The organism is Thioalkalivibrio denitrificans, assembly GCF_002000365.1.
Classification (GTDB): domain Bacteria; phylum Pseudomonadota; class Gammaproteobacteria; order Ectothiorhodospirales; family Ectothiorhodospiraceae; genus Thioalkalivibrio_A; species Thioalkalivibrio_A denitrificans.
In genome coordinates this window covers 1-16,095 of sequence record NZ_MVBK01000140.1, presented here as the reverse complement: position 1 = coordinate 16,095, position 16,095 = coordinate 1, and the positions used below count along the sequence as shown (strand labels likewise).

Annotated in this window: 17 protein-coding genes and 1 pseudogene; 8 read left to right on the top strand and 10 right to left on the bottom strand. The window is 67.0% G+C overall.

The features are described from left to right. Positions 1 to 135: 135 nt before the first annotated feature. A complete protein-coding gene (locus tag B1C78_RS16645) occupies positions 136 to 1,113 on the bottom strand; it encodes a dihydroorotate dehydrogenase (RefSeq protein WP_077280279.1) in 978 nt (325 codons plus the stop codon). Between B1C78_RS16645 and B1C78_RS16640 the strand changes: the two genes are divergently transcribed. Then, positions 1,112 to 1,588: a tRNA (cytidine(34)-2'-O)-methyltransferase gene (locus tag B1C78_RS16640; protein ID WP_077280278.1), complete on the top strand. Its 477-nt coding sequence runs from the start codon at positions 1,112 to 1,114 to the stop codon at positions 1,586 to 1,588. The two genes, B1C78_RS16645 and B1C78_RS16640, sit on opposite strands and share 2 nt — an antisense overlap. A gap of 103 nt (positions 1,589 to 1,691) precedes the next feature. Here B1C78_RS16640 and B1C78_RS16635 read toward each other — a convergent pair whose 3' ends face one another. From B1C78_RS16635 to B1C78_RS16610, 6 genes and pseudogenes are all read right to left on the bottom strand, one after another. Next, a complete protein-coding gene (locus B1C78_RS16635; protein ID WP_077280277.1) occupies positions 1,692 to 2,696 on the bottom strand; it encodes an NAD(P)H-dependent glycerol-3-phosphate dehydrogenase in 1,005 nt (334 codons plus the stop codon). A 12-nt stretch (positions 2,697 to 2,708) separates the two neighbouring features. After that, positions 2,709 to 3,230: a protein-export chaperone SecB gene (gene secB, locus B1C78_RS16630; RefSeq protein ID WP_077280276.1), complete on the bottom strand. Its 522-nt coding sequence runs from the start codon at positions 3,228 to 3,230 to the stop codon at positions 2,709 to 2,711. Positions 3,231 to 3,438: 208 nt separating this feature from the next. Further along, positions 3,439 to 3,879: a thioredoxin TrxC gene (gene trxC, locus B1C78_RS16625; protein ID WP_077280275.1), complete on the bottom strand. Its 441-nt coding sequence runs from the start codon at positions 3,877 to 3,879 to the stop codon at positions 3,439 to 3,441. Next, on the bottom strand, positions 3,876 to 4,148 hold the full coding sequence (grxC, locus tag B1C78_RS16620) for a glutaredoxin 3 (protein ID WP_425443984.1): 273 nt from the start codon (positions 4,146 to 4,148) through the stop codon (positions 3,876 to 3,878). The genes trxC and grxC overlap by 4 nt, the downstream gene beginning before the upstream one ends. An 8-nt stretch (positions 4,149 to 4,156) precedes the next feature. Then, positions 4,157 to 4,575, bottom strand: a pseudogene (locus B1C78_RS16615) (rhodanese-like domain-containing protein). 28 nt (positions 4,576 to 4,603) lie between these two features. Continuing rightward, entirely contained in the window at positions 4,604 to 4,909 is a 306-nt protein-coding gene (locus tag B1C78_RS16610) for an ArsR/SmtB family transcription factor (RefSeq protein ID WP_245795478.1), read from the bottom strand. A 104-nt stretch (positions 4,910 to 5,013) separates the two neighbouring features. Here B1C78_RS16610 and B1C78_RS16605 point away from each other — a divergent pair, with 104 nt between their 5' ends. The 4 genes from B1C78_RS16605 (at position 5,014) to B1C78_RS16590 (ending at position 9,206) form a co-directional block, all read left to right on the top strand. Next, entirely contained in the window at positions 5,014 to 6,246 is a 1,233-nt protein-coding gene (locus tag B1C78_RS16605; RefSeq protein WP_077280272.1) for a murein hydrolase activator EnvC family protein, read from the top strand. Between the two features lie 272 nt (positions 6,247 to 6,518). Continuing rightward, entirely contained in the window at positions 6,519 to 7,826 is a 1,308-nt protein-coding gene (locus B1C78_RS16600; protein ID WP_077280271.1) for a S41 family peptidase, read from the top strand. Positions 7,827 to 7,914: 88 nt separating this feature from the next. Then, positions 7,915 to 8,709 (top strand): divergent polysaccharide deacetylase family protein, encoded by a 795-nt coding sequence (locus B1C78_RS16595; RefSeq protein WP_139349998.1) that lies wholly within the window; start codon positions 7,915 to 7,917, stop codon positions 8,707 to 8,709. Next, positions 8,649 to 9,206 carry a DJ-1 family glyoxalase III gene (locus B1C78_RS16590; RefSeq protein ID WP_077280269.1) on the top strand — a complete coding sequence of 186 codons (558 nt, stop codon included), beginning with the start codon at positions 8,649 to 8,651 and terminating at the stop codon, positions 9,204 to 9,206. The genes B1C78_RS16595 and B1C78_RS16590 overlap by 61 nt, the downstream gene beginning before the upstream one ends. 193 nt (positions 9,207 to 9,399) lie before the next feature. Here the strand turns inward: B1C78_RS16590 and purT are convergent, their stop codons facing one another. The 3 genes from purT to B1C78_RS16575 all read right to left on the bottom strand — a co-directional run bounded on the left by purT (position 9,400) and on the right by B1C78_RS16575 (position 12,926). After that, positions 9,400 to 10,602, bottom strand: coding sequence for a formate-dependent phosphoribosylglycinamide formyltransferase (purT, locus tag B1C78_RS16585; protein ID WP_077280268.1), 1,203 nt, complete (start codon positions 10,600 to 10,602; stop codon positions 9,400 to 9,402). Between the two features lie 255 nt (positions 10,603 to 10,857). Then, positions 10,858 to 12,249, bottom strand: a complete 1,392-nt coding sequence (locus tag B1C78_RS16580) for a heavy metal sensor histidine kinase (RefSeq protein ID WP_077280267.1) — start codon at positions 12,247 to 12,249, stop codon at positions 10,858 to 10,860. Further along, the gene (locus tag B1C78_RS16575) at positions 12,246 to 12,926 is read right to left on the bottom strand and encodes a heavy metal response regulator transcription factor (protein ID WP_077280266.1); all 681 of its coding nucleotides are present in this window, start codon (positions 12,924 to 12,926) and stop codon (positions 12,246 to 12,248) included. Before B1C78_RS16575 ends, B1C78_RS16580 begins: the two co-directional genes overlap by 4 nt. Positions 12,927 to 13,082: 156 nt before the next feature. On the opposite strand from B1C78_RS16575, the gene B1C78_RS17975 reads away from it, so the two are divergent. Genes B1C78_RS17975 through B1C78_RS16560 form a run of 3 tightly spaced genes read left to right on the top strand, consistent with a single transcriptional unit; the run spans position 13,083 to position 15,829 of the window. Next, entirely contained in the window at positions 13,083 to 13,964 is an 882-nt protein-coding gene (locus tag B1C78_RS17975; protein ID WP_139349997.1) for a cupredoxin domain-containing protein, read from the top strand. Between the two features lie 2 nt (positions 13,965 to 13,966). Continuing rightward, positions 13,967 to 15,631 carry a cbb3-type cytochrome c oxidase subunit I gene (locus B1C78_RS16565; RefSeq protein WP_077280265.1) on the top strand — a complete coding sequence of 555 codons (1,665 nt, stop codon included), beginning with the start codon at positions 13,967 to 13,969 and terminating at the stop codon, positions 15,629 to 15,631. 12 nt (positions 15,632 to 15,643) lie between these two features. Next, complete coding sequence (locus tag B1C78_RS16560) at positions 15,644 to 15,829, top strand: hypothetical protein (RefSeq protein ID WP_077280264.1); 186 nt, start codon at positions 15,644 to 15,646, stop codon at positions 15,827 to 15,829. The last annotated feature ends 266 nt before the right edge of the window (positions 15,830 to 16,095 follow it).

Below are 16,095 nucleotides of genomic sequence, written 5' to 3'. Positions count from 1 at the left end.
CCGCGCAGCGGGGTTCGAAACGCCTTTGACTTTGAGTGTGAGTTTCTCTTGCATCAACCACCAAGCTGGACCGAAACGCCTTTGATCGTCAGGCCCTTGCGACAACACCCCGTCCGGACCACACAACCCCGAACCTCAACCCCCACAAGCCGCCTGACCAGGCGGCACGTTGAGCTGCAGGGTCCCGACGAGCTGCTCCACGTGCTCCAGGCCGTGGCGCTGCAGGTAGCCGCGGATGCCGTTGTTGATGGACTTGCAGATGAGGGGATCGTAGAAGAGCGCGGTACCCACGCCCACGGCGCTCGCGCCCGCGATGATGAACTCCAGGGCGTCCGCGGCCGAGGCCACGCCGCCCTGGCCGATGATGGGCACCGCGTGGGGTCGGGCCACCTGGTAGACCTGGTGCACCTTGAGCAGGGCGATGGGCTTGATGGCGGGGCCCGACAGGCCGCCCTGGTTGTTGCCGATCACCGCCTCGCGGGATTCCGCGTCGACAGCCATGCCCATCAGGGTGTTGATCACGGAGAACGCGTCGGTGCCCGCCTCTATGCAGCGCCGGGCATTCTCGGCGATGTCGGTCTGGTTGGGCGAGAGCTTGGTGATGAGCGGCTTGCCGGTGACCTTGCGACAGGCCTCCACCACCCGTGCGGACATGTCCGGGTCGTTGCCGAAGGCCACCCCGCCCTCTTTCACGTTGGGGCAGGAGATGTTGATTTCGATGGCATCGATGGGCGAGTCGTTGAACCGCTCGGTGACGCGGATGTACTCCTCGATGGTGGAGCCGGAGACGTTGGCGATGAAACGCGTCTCGTCGAAATCCAGCGTCGGCAGGATCTCGTCCACCACCCGGTCCACCCCCGGGTTCTGCAGGCCGATGGCGTTGAGCATGCCCTGTGGCGTCTCGAACACTCGGTGCGGCTGATTGCCGAGGCGCGGCTCACCGGTGGTGCCCTTGAGACACACGGCGCCCGCGTCCCGGTTGGAGAACCCCTCGACGCGCGTATACTCCTCGCCGAACCCCACGCACCCGGAAAGCAGCACCAGCGGCGTGGCGAACTGCAAACCGCAGAACTCGACGGCCAGCGGGTCACGTTTGGGAGCCTTTGCGGACATGTTTGACGTGGTCCTCTTTCAACCGGAGATCGCGCCCAATACGGGCAACATCATGCGCCTGTGCGCCAACACCGGCTGTCGCCTGCACCTGATCCGGCCGCTGGGGTTCTCGCTGGATGAATCCAGGCTAAAGCGGGCCGGACTGGATTATCGCGACAGCGCACAGGTGTCAGAGTATGACAGCCTGGACGCCTTTGAGGCAGCCGTGCGCCCGGCACGCCTGTTCGCCCTGACCACCCGCGCCGAACGCCCCCACTCGGCCCCGGCATTCCACCGGGGCGACGCCTTCCTCTTCGGCCCCGAGACCCGCGGCCTGCCGCGGGAGGTACTGGACACCCTGCCCGAAGACCGCCGCCTGCGCATCCCCATGGTGCCCGGCAGCCGCAGCATGAACCTGTCGAATGCGGTGGCGGTGGTGGTGTATGAGGCGTGGCGACAAGCCGGCTTCGCCGGCTTGTCGAAGGATGGAGGTTGAAGGTTGAGGGATGAATCAAACCGGAGGCCTCCCTCCCCTCACGGGGAGGGTTGGGGAGGGGTGGTGTCATTCATCCTTCAACCTTCAACCTTCATCCTTGTCTTCAAAACTCCGGCTTCTGATCCCGCCCCAAGAGCTCCCCCACCGCCTCGATAGTCGACACGCCCGTATAAAGCACCCGGTGCACCTGGTGGCAGATGGGCATGTCCACGCCGAACTCGGCGGCCTTGGAGACCGCCATGCGCGCCGTGCGCGCACCCTCCACGGCCTGACCGATGGCGGCGAGCGCGGAATCCAGATCATCGCCCCGGCCCAACGCCAGACCCAGGCGGCGGTTGCGGGACTGATCGTCGGTGCAGGTGAGGACCAGGTCGCCGAGACCGGAGAGCCCCATGAGGGTCTCGCGCCGGGCGCCCACGGCCTCGCCCAGGCGCATGAGCTCCGCCAGCCCCCGGGTGATCAGTGCGGCGCGCGCGTTGGCTCCGAAGCCGAGGCCGTCGGAGATGCCCGCGGCAATGGCCAGCACGTTCTTGAATGCGCCGCCCAGTTGCACGCCCAGGATGTCGTCGCTCAGGTAGACCCGCATGCATTCGCCGTGGAACCACTCGGCCACCCGCTCGGCAACTCCGGGGGTGGTGGAGGCCACGGTGAGGGCGGTGGGCAGCCCGCGCGCCACCTCTTTCGCGAAGCTGGGGCCCGAGACCGCGGCACAGGGGAAGTTCACGCCCAGCTCTTCGGCCACCACCTGGTGCAGCCACTGGCCGCTGTGTTCCTCGAGGCCCTTGGTGGCCCACACCAGCACGCTGCCCTCGCTGCGGTAGGGGGCCAGGGCTCCAAGCACCTCGCGAAACGCCTCGCTGGGCACGGCCACCAGCCAGCTGTCGCAGGCCTGAACGGCCCCGGCCAGATCGGAGGTGGGCGTCAGGGAGGGCGGGAAGGCGGCATCGGGCAGGTAGCGCTGGTTGCAGCGCGCTTCCGCCATGGCCTTCATGGCGTCGGGATTGCGCCCCCACAGGCGCACCTCAAGCCCCTGGCGGGCCAGGTGGATGGCCAGCGCCGTGCCCCAGGAGCCGGCCCCCAGCACCACCACTGATTCCGGCCCCGACATCCGCCCCGCGCCTCAGTGAGCGGCGTCCGGGGCGGTGTCCCCGGTTGCACCGCTTTCCTGCTTGCGCTGCTGAATCTGCTGGGCGTAGAGCATGTCGAAGTTCACCGGCGCCAGCAGCATCTGCGGGAAGCCCGCCTTGACCACCAGGTCAGAGACCACCTCCCGGGCGAACGGGAACAGGGTATTGGGGCAGTAGGCCGCCAGCAGATGGTTGAGCTGGTCCTCGGGGAAACCCCGGATCAGGAACACCCCGCCCTGCTTCACTTCCACGAGGTACGCGGTCTCGTCATTGGACTTGGTGGTGACCGTGAGCGTGAGCTCCACCTCGTACATGCCCTGGTCGTCCAGAGGCCGGGCCTGGCTGTTGAGCTGCACGTTGGTGTCCGGCTTCCAGTCCCGAGTGAACACCTGCGGCGAACGGGGCGCCTCCAGGGAGACGTCCTTGAGGTAGAACTTGTGCAGGCCGAATTCCTGCTGCGGCTTCGCGTCGCCCGAGGCGGCACCGGGGGCGGGGGGCTGCTGACTGTCGGTCATGATGACTCCGGGAAGGGGAAGAATCGGCGTTCAGGCCGCACATGATAGGCGCCGGGGGCGGGGGCGGCAAACACGACCTGCGCCGGGAAAAGCGAACCGCGAAGGAACGCGAAGGGTTGCGCGAAGGCTCGCAAAGGAATGATTGAACAAGAACCCCTCGCGTCGTTCGCGCAACCCTTCGCGTTCCTTCGCGGTTCGCTTTATCTTGTCAGTCCCGCACGGCCCCCCGCACCCACGCGACGATCGAGCGCGCGTCCATGGCGCCGCTGGTACGCGCCGTTTCGCGGCCGTTTCGAAACAGGATCATCGTGGGGATGCCGCGGATGCCGTAGCGGGCGGCCGGCTCAGGGTGGGCCTGGGTGTCCAGCTTGACCAGGCGGATGCGCGGCTCCAGTTCCCGGGCGGCTTGCGCATACGCGGGCGCCATGACCTTGCACGGGCCGCACCACGGAGCCCAGAAGTCCACCAGCACGGGAAGATGACTGCGCGTGATCTGACGCTCCAGTCCGGCGGTGTCCAGTTCCGCGGGCTGACCGTCAAACAGGGGCTCGTGACATCGGCCGCAACGCGCCTCGGCGGCGGAGCGCGAAGCGGGCACGCGGTTCACCCCGCCGCAGCGGGCGCAGACCACGTGGGGTGCATCACTCACGCTTCGGACAGTCCGAGCAGCGGGTCCAACCGTCCGGCCCGGTCCATGGCGGCCATATCGTCATAACCGCCCACATGAAAGTCGCCGACGAAGATCTGGGGCACCGAGGTCCGCCCGCTGCGCGACTCCATGACGGCTCGCTGGTCCGGGTCCCGGTCGACGCGGATCTCCTGGTAGTCCACGCCCTTGTCCGAGAGCATGCGGCGTGCCCATCCACAGTAGGGGCAGAACCCGGACGTGTAGATCACCACCGGTGCGAGTGTACTCACGGAATTGCTCATTTCTTGCTGAGGGGCAGGTTGGCGTTCTGCCAGGCGACCACGCCGCCGTGCAGGTTGATGACGTTGGTGAAGCCGTGGGCGGTCAGCACTTCGCTGGCGTGGGCCGATTGGTTCCCCGTCCGGCAGTACACCACCACCGGTTTCTCCCGGTACTTCTGCAGTTCGCCCAGGCGCTCACGCAGTTCCTTGACCGGAATGTGCCGGGCGCCCTTGATACGACCCTTTTTCACCTCGGATTCATCACGCACGTCCAGCACGAGGGCGTCGTCCTTGTTGAGCACGCGCACCACGTCGTTGGGGCCAAGCGCCTGNNCAGGCGCTTGAACTCGATGAAGGTGATGGTCGCCAGGATGACGGCCAGGGCGACAAAAAGCACGGGATTGTTGGCGACGAATTCCTGATACTGTTCCATGATGTTCCGACGGTTGGCAGTGCGGAGGGGTTCAGGAGGAACGGCAGAAGACTTCCTGCATCATTCCGATCAGGCGCAGTGTACGCGCATCGCCGACCCGGTAGTAGACGCGGTTGGCATCCTTGCGCGAGGCCAGGATGCCCTTGTCGCGCAGGATCGCCAGGTGTTGCGAGATGTTGCTCTGGGAGGTGCCGACGTTGTCGACGATCTCCTGAACGCTGACCTCGCGATCCCCCAGGATACAGAGGATCTTCAGACGCAGAGGATGGGACATGGCCTTCAGCGATCGCGAGGCCCGTTCGATATCCTCCTCCTGGGTCATCAGTTCGGGGTTCATGGCGGCTATGTTCATATGGAGTCGTTGACCTCGCTTTTCGGGCCGTCCGATGATGATCCGGTCGGACAACCCTGTGTAATATAATTAATAACTTATTAAGTTATATGCCCGTTTTGAAAAATTCAACACTTCGCACGGGGAGAAGGCCCGCGCCATGGCGCAGAGCCGCGTTTTTCCTTGCGATCACGCTGGGCTTCGCGCTGGCCCCCGCCGCCTGGGCGAACGACAAGGCTGAGGTCGCGCAACGCCTGGAGGAGGTTCGCAAGGAGATTGCCGCCCTGCGGGATCGCCTGGAGGCCGCGCAGGGGGAACGCGGACGCATCGAGGCGGCCCTGCGCAAGGCCGACCGCGAGATCGCCGATGCGGATCGACAGCTTGCGGCCACCGAACGCGCCATGGAGCAGGCCGGCGCCCGGCTGGCGGAGCTGGAGGCGGAACAGGCGCAGGAGCGGGAGCGGCTGGAAAGTCAGCTCGCGCTGCTGGCCCGCCAGTTGCGGGCCGCCTACCTGGCAGGCCGCCAGGACCGCCTCGCCCTGTTGCTGAACCAGGAGGACCCGGCTACGGTGGGTCGCCTGCTGGTCTATTACCGGCACTACAACGACGCCCGCGGCGAGCGAATCCGCGAGGTGGACGAGGCCCTGGAGAACCTGGCGCTGATCACCCGCGAGGTGAGCGAGGCCCGGGAGCAACTGGCCGGGGAACGGCACCGGCGCCAGCAGCTGCGTGACCGGCTGGCCGAGGGTCAGGAGGAGCGCCGTCGCCTTCTGGCCCGGCTGGAGGCCGAGATCGAGGCCACCGGCACCGGATTGAGCCGCCTTGAGGAGGACGAAGAGGGCATGGAGGAGTTGCTGCGCTCACTGGACCGGGCGTTGCAGGACATCCCGGAGCACAGTCAGCTGGATGAGCCGTTTGCCGATCGCCGGGGCAAGCTGCCGTGGCCGACCGAGGGCCCGCTGCGGGCACGTTTCGGCACCCCCCGGGGCGGCCAGTCAGGGCTCCAGTGGCGCGGCGTGGTCATCGGCGCGGAACCGGGCGACCCGGTCCACGCCATCCATCACGGCCGGGTGGTGTTTTCCGACTGGATGCGGGGTTTCGGCCTGCTCACCATCATCGACCATGGCCACGGCTACATGACCCTCTACGGACACAATCAGAGCCTTTACCGCAGCCCCGGGGACTGGGTGCAGGCCGGAGACCTGATCGCACGGGTGGGCGAGGGCCCGGGCGAGGACGGCCGGGGTCTCTACTTCGAGATCCGTCACCAGGGAAATCCGCTGAACCCCGGGCGCTGGTGCGACTCTAATGTGAAAATCGCCGCTCCAGCATCACATCGCTAGCCCGCATATCTCAATACGTTGTTCATCCGGGGTGAGCAGGCAGGGCCGGTTGTAGGAGCCCAGCCCTCTGGGCGAACGCAGCACTGGCACAGCGCCGGTTCGCCCAGAGGGCTGGGCTCCTACAGTGTGGCCGGGTGCACCGTCACAGCGCGCCGATCGGCGGCCGCAGTAGACGGGTGGTGAGATATGCGGGCTAATGTCACGGTGCTATGATCGGCCCATAGAGTCCGCGCGCCGCAGCCCGGACCCTGAAATTTCGGAGACAGGCAAGTATGAAACCAACCATTCGCATGAGCGCGGGGCTCCTGGCCGGGATCCTGCTGGGCCTGGCGCTCAGCGTGTCCTTCGGGGTGTTCGCCGACCGGCAGCAGGGACAGGACGTCATCCCCCTGGAGGACCTGCGCACCTTCACGGACGTCTACATGCGCATCAAGCGCCATTACGTTGAAGAGGTGGACGATGCCACCCTGCTGGAGAACGCCATCCGCGGCATGCTCCAGGGCCTGGACCCGCATTCCAGCTACCTGAGCCAGCGCGATTTCCGTGACCTGCAGATCGGCACCAGCGGCGAGTTCGGCGGCCTGGGCATCGAGGTGGGCATGGAGGACGGCTTCGTCAAGGTGATCGCGCCCATCGACGACACGCCCGCCAGCCGCGCCGGCGTGCGGGCCGGCGACCTGATCATCCGCCTGGATGACCAGCCGGTGAAGGGCATGAGCCTCAACGAGGCGGTCAACGTGATGCGCGGCCCCAAGGGCACCGACATCACCCTGACCATCATCCGCGAGGGCGCCGACCAGCCCATCCGCATTACCATCACCCGCGACACCATTCGCGTGCGCAGCGTGCGCAGCGAGATGCTGGAACCGGGCTTCGCCTACGTGCGCATCAGCAACTTCCAGTCCAAGACCGCCCAGAACCTGGTGGAGGAAGTGCAGAAGCTGCAGCGTGAAGGCAACGGCCTGCGCGGCCTGATTCTGGACTTGCGCAACAACCCCGGCGGCGTGCTCAACGGCGCCGTGGGGGTTTCGGACGCCTTCCTCGAGGAAGGCCTGATCGTCTACACCGAGGGCCGTACCTCCGACGCGCAGTTCCGCTACCAGGCCTCCCCCGGCGACGTGCTCAAGGGCGCGCCTATGGTGGTGCTGGTGAACGAAGGCTCCGCCTCCGCATCGGAGATCGTGGCCGGCGCGCTTCAGGATCACCAGCGTGCCGTGGTCATGGGCTCGCGCACCTTCGGCAAGGGTTCCGTGCAGACCATTCTGCCGCTCCAGCAGGACACCGCCCTCAAGCTCACCACTGCCCGCTACTACACCCCGGACGGCCGCTCCATCCAGGCCGAAGGCATCGAGCCGGACATCAAGCTCGAGCGCCTGCAGGTGACCCAGGCGGACGGCGACAACGCCATGCGTCCCGTGACCGAGGCCGACCTCTCTCGCCACCTGCAGCGCCAGCGCGCCCAGGAAGAGGCCCGGGAGGACGACGAGGAGCGGCCGTCACTGGCCCAGCGGGACTACCAGCTCTACGAGGCGCTCAACCTGCTCAAGGGGCTGACCATCCTTCAGGCCCGCAGCGGCTGATGCCCGTCGGTTCCCGGCATATCGGAGTCGGGCCCTGACGGGTGACATCCCCAAGGGGGCAAGGCTCCGGCAGCCAGCGGCGCGCTGGATGCTGGGGCTGCTGCTCCTCTGGCTGGGCACCGCACACGCCCACGAAACCCGCCCCTTCATCTCCATCATCATCGATGACCTGGGCAACCGGCAGGACGAGGGTGTTCGCACCGTCGCCCTGCCGGGCGCCGTGACGCTGGCCTTCCTGCCCCACACGCCGCATGCCCGCGCCCTCGCCCTGCAAGGCCACGAGGCCGGCAAGGAGATCATGCTGCACCTGCCCATGGAGGCCACCGAGGGCAACGCCCTGGGGCCGGGGGGCATCAAGGCGGGCATGGACCGGGACACCATGCGCACCACGTTCGTCACGGCGCTGGAGTCGGTGCCCCATGCGCGTGGCGTGAACAATCACATGGGCAGCCTGCTCACCGCTCACGTGCAGCACATGGAATGGTTCATGGCCGAACTGGCCACGCGGGGTGAGCTGTATTTCGTTGACAGCCGCACCACCACGCAGACCGTTGCCCAGCGGGCGGCCCTGGCGCACGAACTGCCCGCCACCCGGCGCGACGTCTTCCTGGATACGATCCCGGACGACGAGGCCTACGTGGAGGAACAGTGGGACCGGTTGCTGGCGCTGGCCCGGCAACGGGGCCACGCCCTGGCCATCGGCCACCCCTACGCGGCTACACTGTCGGTATTGGAGCGACGCCTGGCCGAGATGCCCGAGACCGGGGTGGAACTGGTCAGCGTCAGCGAGTATCTCAAACGCAAGAAGGAGGCGAACCGGCTATGGCAAGCATCCTCATCCCACTCGCAAACGGCAGCGAGGAACTCGAAGCCGTCACCCTGATCGACCTGTTTCGCCGCGCGGGCTTCGAGGTGGTGACCGCCGGCCTGGAGCCGGGCCCGATAAAGTGCTCGCGCGGCACGGTGATCCTGCCCGACCAGACACTGGATGAGGCCGAGGACCGCGACTACGACCTCATGGTTCTGCCCGGCGGCCTGCCGGGCGCCGACAACCTCAATGCCGACCCGCGCATCCATCGCCTGTTGAACAAGCTCAGCGAACAGGGCCGCTTCGTCGGCGCCATCTGCGCCGCCCCGAAGGTGCTGGCCGACGCCGGCCTGCTCAAGGGCAAGCGGGCCACGTCCTTTCCGGGCGTACTGGAGTCCATGGAACTGGGTGACGACACCACGCTGACTGTCGAGACCGTGCAGCGCGACGGCAACGTCATCACCTCCCGCGGCCCCGGCACCGCCATGGACTTCGCCCTGGACCTGATCGAACTGCTCGCCGGCCCCGAGAAACGCCGCCAGGTCGAAGAACCGCTGCAGCGCCCCACCTGATCGTAGACGTGGATTGGGGTGGGTTCAGGCGAACCCCAGCACCCAGAAAAACCTTCTTTGCCACAGAGGACACAGAGGTCACAGAGTTAAAAAGCAGAACGAAACACCATTGTCAGGATTGAACGGAAAAGCATTTGACGTCGGTTTTCCCTCTGTGACCTCTGTGACCTCTGTGGCAAAACCGCTCTTCGCCTTACCCACGGACAACCCGCACCCGCCCCGCCGCCTCGCGTGCCCGGGCGCGGCAGTCGTCGATGTCGTCGCCGTGGGCCACGGCGACGCCCATGCGGCGGCGTTCGAAGGCCTCGGGCTTGCCGAACAGGCGCAGGTCGGTGCCGGGCACGGCCAGTGCCTCGTTCACGCCCTCAAAAGCGACGCCCTTCGCGTCCATGCCGCCGTAGATCACGGCGCTCGCGCCGGGGTTGCGCAGGCCGGTGTCAACGGGCAGGCCGAGGATGGCTCTCGCGTGGAGTTCGAATTCGCTCTGCCACTGGGTGGCGAGCGTTACCAGACCCGTATCGTGCGGCCTCGGACTCACCTCGCTGAACCAGACGTCGTCGCCGCGCACGAAGAACTCCACACCGAAGATCCCCTGACCACCCAGCGCGCCGGTGACGGCCTCCGCCATCTCCCGGGCACGCGCCAGCGCCGCGTCGCTCATGGGCTGGGGCTGCCAGCTTTCCACGTAGTCGCCCTTCACCTGCCGGTGGCCCACGGGCTCGCAGAAGTGCGTGACCACGTCGCCCGCGCTGTCCAGTGCGCGCACCGTGAGCAGCGTGATCTCGAAGTCAAATTCCACCACTGCCTCGACGATCACGCGACCGCGGTTGACACGCCCGCCGGTGCCGGCATACGCCCAGGCCGTCTCCAGTGCCGATGCATCCGGCACCAGGGACTGCCCCTTGCCGGAGGACGACATCACGGGCTTGACGATGCAGGGATAACCGATCCCCGCGTCCACCGCCTCGCGCAGTGACTCCAGCGAATCAGCGAAGGCGTAGCCGGAGGTCGGCAGACCCAGTTCCTCGGCCGCCAGCCGCCGGATGCCCTCCCGGTTCATGGTGAGCTGCGCGGCGCGCGCCGTGGGGATCACACGGGCCAGCCCTTCGGCCTCGATGCGCGCCAGTTCGTCGGTGGCGATGGCCTCGATCTCCGGCACGATGAGATCCGGCTTCTCGCGCTCCACCAGTTCACGAAGCGCCGCCGCATCGGTCATGGTGATCACGTGCGCGCGGTGGGCCACCTGATGTCCCGGTGCGTTCTCATAACGGTCCACCGCGATCACCTCCACGCCCAGGCGCTGCAGCGCGATGATCACCTCCTTGCCCAGTTCGCCCGCCCCCAGCAGCATCACGCGGGTGGCCGAGGGAGACAGGGGTGTTCCGATGCGGGTCATGGCGTCACTCCGGGGCAGTGAATCGTACGGAGGCCCAGTATAGCGGCGGGACAAGTCCCGTGGGTCCGCGACTGAACTCAGTACGTACGGACCTCGGCTGATAACGCAGAGGACGCAGAGACGCGGAGGACGCAGAGGGTTTTACGTTATGGATTTCTTTGCGTCCTCCGCGCCTCCGCGTCCTCTGCGTTCAACACCCCTGCAAATCGGAAGCAAGAACGCCGAACATGATGCCCGGCCCTTCGGATGGACGCGTCATCCGGCAGGCAGGCGGATGGTGAAGACGGTCAGCCCGTTGGAAGAACGCACTGTCACGTCGCCGCCGTGGGCCTGCACGATGGAACGCGTGATCGCCAGCCCCAGGCCCGCCCCCTCTCCCCGACCCGAGCGGTCCGCGTCCACGCGGCGAAAGCGGTCGAACACCGTCGCCAGACGATCCGGCGGGATGGTCGTTCCCGGGTTCTCCACGGAAATGTGCACCGCATCGGCAACGTTCTCGATGCGGATCTCCACGGTGCCTCCCTCGGGGGTGTGGCGCAGGGCGTTGGAGAGCAGGTTGGACAGCGCCCGGCGCAGCATGAGGGCATCGCCCGCCACGGTGGCCGCACCGGTGAGCCGGATCTTCACGCCGCGCTCCTCGGCCAGCGCCTCGTAGAATTCCATGAGGGCACGCGCCTCCGCCTCCAGGGCAATCCGCTCTGCCGGGCGCGGCAGCATGCCGTCGTCCGCCTTGGCCAGAAAGAGCATGTCCGAGATCATGCGCGCCATGCGCTCGAACTCCTCCAGGTTGGAATGCAGCGTCTCGCGGTACTCGTCCGCACTGCGCGCCCGCGAAAGCGCTACCTGGGTTTCAGTCATCAGGTTCGAGACCGGGGTACGCAGTTCGTGAGCGATGTCGGCGGAGAATTCACTCAGGCGGCGAAACTGTCCCTCCAGCCGGTCGAGCATGCCGTTGAAGGCATCCAGCAGTTCTCTGATCTCGGCGGGAGCCCCCTCATGCGGCAGCCGCTCGCCGAGCCGTTCCGCGGACAGCTGCGCGGAGGTCTCGGTCACGCGCCTCAAGGGGGAAAGTCCCCGGCGCACGGCCACCCAGCCAAGCAACGCGGCCAGCAGGGCGGTCAGCGAGATCTTCACCCAGAGCTGGCGTCGGAACTCGCTCATGAAGTGCTCGTGATGGGAGGTATCGAGCGACGCGATCACGCGCAGGCTGCGCGGTTCCGCCAGGGGCGCCGTGAACACGGCCTCGCGTCCCACGTAGCGCACGCCCTCGTGCTCCCAGCGGCGCAGCCCGCCCTGCGCTTGCGGGGCCGCATCGAAGTTTGATGCAAAGGGTTCCGGGCGAGTCATGAACAGCTCGCGACCTTCTTCGTCGAACACCAGCACGTCCACCATCTCCCGTCCGGAGAGGGCGTCGCCGAGCCGCGCCGGCAATGCCGCGAACGCCTCGTCGCCAGCGGTTCGGCGCACCAGCCCTTCCACCACGGCAAGCGCCGCCGCGAGTTCATGGGCGTCCAGCTCCTCGAAGTGCTCATCCATCGCCTGCTGGAACAACAGGCCCGCCACCAGCAGCACGGCGGCGGAAAAGACCGCAAAGAGAATTGCGAACCGGGCGGTGAGCGAGAGACTGCGCGGGCCGCCCGCGCTCATGCCGACTCGTCCGCATCCAGCGTGTAGCCCATGCCGCGCACGGTGCGGATGAGCTTGCGCTCGAAGGGATCGTCCACCTTCGCCCGCAGACGGCGCACCGCCACCTCGATGACGTTGGTGTCGCTGTCGAAGTTCATGTCCCATACCTGGGAGGCGATCAGCATGCGCGGCAGCACCTCCCCCTGGCGGCGCAGGAACAGTTCCAGCAGGGCGAACTCCTTGGCGGTGAGATCGATGCGTGCGCCGCCCCGCACCGCGCGCCGCCGGCGCAGATCCAGCTCGAGATCCGCCACGCGCAGGATCTCGGGCTCCTTGGCGCGGCCGCGGCGCAGCAGTGTGCGCACCCGTGCCAGCAGTTCCGAGAACGCAAAGGGCTTGACCAGGTAATCGTCGGCCCCCAGCTCCAGCCCGCGCACCCGGTCCTCAACCTCGTCCCGGGCGGTCAGGAACAGCACGGGCGTCTCCGAACCCGCCTCGCGCACCGCCTGCAGCAGGGCCCAGCCGTCCAGCCCGGGGAGCATCACGTCCAGGATCAGCAGGTCGTGGTCGCCGGTCTGCGCCAGGTGCAGCCCGTCGGGCCCGTTGCGTGCGAGATCCACCACGAAGCCCGCCTCGCCGAGGCCCTTGCGCAGGTATTCGCCGGTCTTGGGTTCGTCCTCGACGATCAGGATCTTCACAACTGACTCCGTGGGCGGTGCGCGTCAGGGGCCATTCTGCCCGCCTTTGATGCGTCCGGAACAAAGATTACAGCGATGTAATGTTGCGGTCAGCTTCCTGTCGGGCAACCCGATGCAGGATGTGACCCACAAACCGCACGAGACCGGGGAACGCCCATGTCCGACAAACCGCATTTCACCACCCGAAGGGGTTTCATCACCGCGCTGGGCTTCGGCGCGGTCAGCCTCTACGGCCTCTGGGCCGCCTACGGGGCAGCGCCCCTGCCGTTCGCCCGCTCGCTGGCGGGCGGTCATGACTCACACGGAGCCGGCCACGGAGATCATGGCGGGCACGGCGGACATGGTGACGCGTCCCACGGCCCCGACGCCGAGGCGTTCACCCGCAAGACCCAGGCTTTCATCGAACGCTACCGGCTGGAAGACGGGACGGTGTACCCCAGACAACTCGGGCCGATGCCCGGTGACGGGCACGGGGACCACGGGGGCGATCACGGAATGGATCACGGGGGCGGCCACGACATGGGCCACGGCACCATGGATCACGGCGCCATGGACCACAGGGGCGGCCACGGCATGGATCACGGCGCCATGGACCACGGGCAAATGGACCATGGACACATGGACCACGGGCAGATGGACCATGGAACGCCGGATCACGCCCACGACGATCACACCGGCATGGATCATGGCGACATCGACCATGGCGCCGACGACCACGCCGATCACGGCCACGAAGCGGACCACGGACAGAACGGTGACGCCATCGACGTCTACCTGGCCGCCGGCATGTGGTACTACCTGCCGTCGAAACTGCGTGTCGACGCAGGCCAACCCTATCGCTTCCGCATGATGGCGCTCGACGTCTCCCACGGCGCCTCCATCCAGTTCGGCCGGGGCGGGCGCATGGTGCGCCTGCGCCCGGGTCGTGTCGCGGAGATGGACATCACCTTCCACCGCAAGGGCACGTACCTGGTGTACTGCACCTTCTACTGCGGCGCGGCCCACGACTACATGCAGGCAACAATCGAGGTGGTCTGATCATGAGCGCAACATACAAGGAACGCTTCCAGGCCCTCGGGGATTCCGACCGCCGCCTGCTGGTGGCCATGAGTGCCGTGGCCTTCGCGGCACTGGCCCTCGGCATTCTCGGCGGATTTCTCACCGCGCTGGGCCGTGGCGGGCTCATCGACGTCGTCCCCGATACCGGCTACCGCTTCCTCACCGTGCACGGTGTCGGCATCTTCTTCTACTGGCTGTTCATCGCCCAGGCGGCGCTGCTGCTCGGCTTCTCGGCCGTGGAGCAGGGGCGCGGGCTTGCCCGCCGCAGACTCGCGTGGGCGGGCTTTGCGCTGATGCTGGCTGGCTTCGGCTTCAGCATGGCCGGCGCCCACATGGGTACACCGCTGCTCTACGACGGCGCGCCGGACCTGGCGGGAGATGCGCCAGGCGCGCTGCTGGTGTTCAACCTGGGCTACCTGCTCCTGGGGCTCGGGCTGATCGTATTGCCCGCCACCGCCATCGCCACATTGCTGGCACCCCGATGGGAGGGCACCCAGGAACGGCTCTCGGCGGTGGGTTTCGCGCTGTTCACGTGGGCGGGCTTTCTCATGGTCACGGGCTTCGCCGCGCTCTACACCTTCATGCCCGGCACGCTCTGGGCGCTCGGCCTCGGACCGATGCCCACCAATCACGGCACCAACTGGCACATCGTGTTCCACAACATGCACTACCTGCCGCTGATGGCCACGGTGATCCTCTGGTACGTGCTGGTACGTGCGCTCACCGGCGTGAAGTCCGTGTTCGGCGACCGCTTCTCCAAGATCGTGTTCTCCATGTACCTGGTGTTCGTGCCGCCCACCTCGCTCTATCACATGTTCCTGGAGCCGGACCTGCCCGGCGTGGTGCGCGTGACGGGCTCGCTGCTGTCGCTGTTCGTGAGCGTGCCCACGCTCACCGCGTTCCTGATCATCGTGGTCTCGCTGGAGGTCTACGCACGCAGTCAGGGCGGACGCGGGCTGTTCGGCTGGATGCGCGTACTGCCCTGGCGTCATCCCGCGATGTCCTCCATGGCGGTGGCCATGCTCAGCATGGGGTTCGGCATCGTGTTCGCGTTCGTGCTGATCCAGGAGCAGCTGGCACCGCTCCTGTCCGACACCTTCTTCGTGCCCGGCTACTTCCACTTCTTCACCCTGGGCACCGTGAGCATCACGCTGCTGGCCGCCTTCTCGGTGATGCTCCCCGCCATGGGCGGACGCCCGCTTTGGCGGCCCGAGTGGCTGCGCTGGATGCCATGGCTCGCCTTCGTGGGGGTCGTGCTCTTCGGCATGGCGGGGGTGGCCGCCGGCTACCTGGGCGTGCCGCGGCGCGTGTTCGTCATCGACTACATGGGTCACGCGCCGGCGCTGTGGCACACCCTCATGGGCGCGGTCATGATCGGCGGCACGCTCATGGCGCTGGCCCTGGCGGTATTCGGTGCCGGCGTGGCCATGTCGCTGCTCAGGGCGCGCGGAGCCGTATCCGACCCCGCCGGACTCGCCGTCGCCGCGTCCTGGGGCGAACGCGCGCCTTCACCGGGCATGGCCGCCTGGGTGGGGCCCGTGTCCGTCGCCATCATCGTCGGCGCCATGTACGTCTTCACCGCGGTCGGCTTCGAACTCATGAACGCCCTGCCCGTCACCGCCGTCGGCGGCGGCGGCCATCACTGAGGAGAGAGACACATGAACGAGGACTTCTGGCTCATCGTACCCGTGGTGATCGTCTGGGCGGTGCTCGCAGTCGCCTACGCGCTGGCCCCCTGGGGCGACATGATCGGCTATGCCTGGGTGTGGGGATTCGGCTCGGTGCTGTTCCTTGGACTGGCGGCGCTGCTGCTGCGGGGGCCGGGGGCCCGACCGAAATCCTAGCTGTGTTACCCCAACAGATTGTTCAAAAGTAAGGCGCAGGAGGCTCTCGGGAAGGAGCGAAGCATGTCCTGCGATGCTTGTTGTAGGAGATTCTATGTCTCCGCACAAGCCTGCTGAGGTGTTTTTGGTTGGTACTGGGATTGGTTTCTGAGCAGGGCGAAGGCCACCCGGGCAAGTTTTCTGGCCAAGGCGACCAGGGCCTGGATCTTTGACAGGCCACGCTGCTGGTGTCGCAGGTAGAAATCGCGCCAAGTGGCGGTGCGCGA

Coding starts and splice junctions, on each gene's coding strand:
- B1C78_RS16580 (WP_077280267.1), bottom strand. CDS start 12,249: ATGAGCGCGGGCGGCCCGCGCAGTCTCTCGCTCACCGCCCGGTTCGCA.
- B1C78_RS16610 (WP_245795478.1), bottom strand. CDS start 4,909: ATGAACCCCGAACTGATGACCCAGGAGGAGGATATCGAACGGGCCTCG.
- B1C78_RS16560 (WP_077280264.1), top strand. CDS start 15,644: ATGAACGAGGACTTCTGGCTCATCGTACCCGTGGTGATCGTCTGGGCG.
- B1C78_RS16635 (WP_077280277.1), bottom strand. CDS start 2,696: ATGTCGGGGCCGGAATCAGTGGTGGTGCTGGGGGCCGGCTCCTGGGGC.
- B1C78_RS16565 (WP_077280265.1), top strand. CDS start 13,967: ATGAGCGCAACATACAAGGAACGCTTCCAGGCCCTCGGGGATTCCGAC.
- B1C78_RS16590 (WP_077280269.1), top strand. CDS start 8,649: ATGGCAAGCATCCTCATCCCACTCGCAAACGGCAGCGAGGAACTCGAA.
- purT (WP_077280268.1), bottom strand. CDS start 10,602: ATGACCCGCATCGGAACACCCCTGTCTCCCTCGGCCACCCGCGTGATG.
- B1C78_RS17975 (WP_139349997.1), top strand. CDS start 13,083: ATGTCCGACAAACCGCATTTCACCACCCGAAGGGGTTTCATCACCGCG.
- B1C78_RS16605 (WP_077280272.1), top strand. CDS start 5,014: ATGCCCGTTTTGAAAAATTCAACACTTCGCACGGGGAGAAGGCCCGCG.
- B1C78_RS16600 (WP_077280271.1), top strand. CDS start 6,519: ATGAAACCAACCATTCGCATGAGCGCGGGGCTCCTGGCCGGGATCCTG.
- B1C78_RS16645 (WP_077280279.1), bottom strand. CDS start 1,113: ATGTCCGCAAAGGCTCCCAAACGTGACCCGCTGGCCGTCGAGTTCTGC.
- secB (WP_077280276.1), bottom strand. CDS start 3,230: ATGACCGACAGTCAGCAGCCCCCCGCCCCCGGTGCCGCCTCGGGCGAC.
- B1C78_RS16640 (WP_077280278.1), top strand. CDS start 1,112: ATGTTTGACGTGGTCCTCTTTCAACCGGAGATCGCGCCCAATACGGGC.
- B1C78_RS16595 (WP_139349998.1), top strand. CDS start 7,915: ATGCTGGGGCTGCTGCTCCTCTGGCTGGGCACCGCACACGCCCACGAA.